Source organism: Micromonospora sp. NPDC005806 (assembly GCF_042871425.1).
Classification (GTDB): Bacteria; Actinomycetota; Actinomycetes; order Mycobacteriales; family Micromonosporaceae; genus Micromonospora.
In genome coordinates this window covers 1-2,227 of record NZ_JBIAIL010000095.1, presented here as the reverse complement: position 1 = coordinate 2,227, position 2,227 = coordinate 1, and the positions used below count along the sequence as shown (strand labels likewise).

The window sequence follows — 2,227 nt, the reverse complement described above, 5'->3', positions numbered from 1 at the left end:
GCCTGCTCGCCCGACGCGGCGTCACCTTCCAACGCACCAAGACCTGGGAGGAGTCCCCGACCCCGACTACCACGCCAAACTCGACCGGATCGAGCATGTCCTGGACCGCTTCCCCGACCGGACATTCGCGTTCGACGAGTTCGGCCCGCTCGGCATCCGCCCTACCGCCGGCTGCAGCTGGGCCGAGCAGGGACGGCCCGACCGGCTCCCGGCGACCTACAAGCGCACCCACGGCGTGACCTACTTCCACGGCTGCTACTCGATCGGCGACGACACCCTGCGGGGCATCAACCGCCGCCGGAAGGGCACCGCGAACACCCTCGCCGCACTCCGTTCGATCCGCGCCGCCCGCCCCGACGGCGCCCCGGTCTACGTGATCCTCGACAACCTGTCCGCCCACAACGGCAAGAAGATCCTGCGCTGGGCGAAGAACAACAACGTCCACCTGTGCTTCACGCCCACCAACGCGTCCTGGGCGAACCCGATCGAGGCGCACTTCGGACCGCTGCGGCAGTTCACGCTCGCCAACTCGAACTATCCGAACCACACGGTCCAGACCCGCGCGCTGCACGCTTACCTGCGCTGGCGCAACGCGAACGCCCGCCATCCCGACGTCCTGGCCGCCCAACGCAAGGAACGCGCGCGCATCCGCAGCGAAAAGGGCCTTCGCTGGGGAGGAGGGGCATTCACCGAAGCGGCGTGAACGACCTGCCCTCTGCAGGGTCGCTCACCCGAAGGCCTAGACCGGCACGCGGACGAAGCCCTCGGTCCAGTGGTCCTCATCGAGGTCGTACTCTCCGATCTGGAAGCAGTCTGGCTCGTCGGCGAAGCCCGGTAGAAGACGCGCGCGGCGGATCCGCTCTTCGGCCACGCCCTCTGAGGAGTAGATGCCGAGCAGCTTGACGTCGTCGCCGTCCTGCTCGTTGATGAACACGCCCCCGTCGTCGAGGTGAATCGTCTCGTCGTTGGGGCCGGCTTCGTTCTGGTGGCTGATGTGCCAGAGGGGATGGACCTTCACGGGCGCAGGCTACCCCGGGCCCATCCGGTGACGTTCCCGGTCAGAGCACTAGCTCTCGTTTCACTCCTCTGGCGCTGACGCTGGCGCTGGCGCCGCCGGCCGCACAATACTCAGGCCGCTGACATCGGCCAGGGGTGCGGATTGCTGGGAGTGACTTCGTAGGTCAAGCAGTGAGTTGGTAGCGGGCCTGGTGGTTGCGCTGGTGCTCTTGGCCCAGATGGTAGGTCCAGTAGCGGTCGAAGTCGCCGTTGGCGAGCAGTGCGCGGAGTTTCAGGACGGCTTCGGCGCCGGCGCTCCGCCCGGCTGTCGACGCGTTCGTCCGACAAATTCCCTACCCGGCAGCCGGAGCGCAGTGATACACAACCGAGGTGCAAAACATTTTGGAGTTCCCCGAGGTCCTGCGGCTGATCGAAGACCGCTCGGCCGCGTTCCGCGCCGCGATCGCGTCCGCCCCCGACCTTGACGTCCAGGTCCCGACCTGCCCGGGCTGGACGCTGCGCGAACTGGCGCAGCACCTCGGCGACGGCCGCCGCCGCCAGGCCGCCATCGTCGCGGCGGGCCCGGGCGCTGAGCCCCCGGCGAGGACGGACCCGAAGGGCGCCCCGACCGCGCCCCGCGACCGCGAAGCCCTGGATGCCTGGCTCGCCGAGTCGACCGAGCTCATGCTCGACGCGATGCGCGAGGCCGGCCCGGACCGCGGCTGCTGGACCTGGTGGGGCCGCTCGCAGGCCCCGGAGACCAGCGGAGCCGTGGCCCGGCACCAGATCCAGGAGATCGCCGTCCACACCTACGACGCCCAGCTCACCCAGGGGGCCGCACAGCCGCTGCCGACGGACGTCGCGGTCGAGGGCGTCGACGAGTTCCTGACGACCGTCTCGGCGACGACCGTCCCCTGGCCATTCAAGCCGGCGACCATCGACCTGCACACGACCGAGGGCCGCTCCTGGCGCCTGACCCTCAATGCCGACGGCGTCCGCTGCGACGACCTCGCCGACGACGCGGAGCCGGGCGACATGGCGATGCGAGGCGCAGCGAGCGAACTGGTCCTCTACTTCTACGAGCGCGTCCCGCTCGACGGCCTGGAGACCACCGGCGACACCGAGCCGATGGAGCAGCTCGCAGACTGGGACCCGAACGCGTAAAACGCGCACTTGTGACGCATCTGTCGGTTGTGCGCGTGCTCCTGCGGGCGCCACTGGGCCCGGGGTT

2 protein-coding genes and 1 pseudogene are annotated in these 2,227 nt (G+C 69.5%); 2 read left to right on the top strand and 1 reads right to left on the bottom strand.

Annotated elements, in window-relative coordinates; genetic code table 11:
* A pseudogene (locus tag ACFYOS_RS36355) lies at positions 1-703 on the top strand (transposase); the annotation flags it as partial.
* Between the two features lie 36 nt (positions 704-739).
* On the opposite strand, the gene ACFYOS_RS36350 reads toward ACFYOS_RS36355, so the two are convergent.
* Positions 740-1,018 (bottom strand): hypothetical protein, encoded by a 279-nt coding sequence (locus ACFYOS_RS36350; protein WP_387151883.1) that lies wholly within the window; start codon positions 1,016-1,018, stop codon positions 740-742.
* Positions 1,019-1,386: 368 nt separating this feature from the next.
* On the opposite strand from ACFYOS_RS36350, the gene ACFYOS_RS36345 reads away from it, so the two are divergent.
* Entirely contained in the window at positions 1,387-2,160 is a 774-nt protein-coding gene (locus ACFYOS_RS36345; protein WP_387151880.1) for a maleylpyruvate isomerase family mycothiol-dependent enzyme, read from the top strand.
* Positions 2,161-2,227 lie beyond the last annotated feature (67 nt).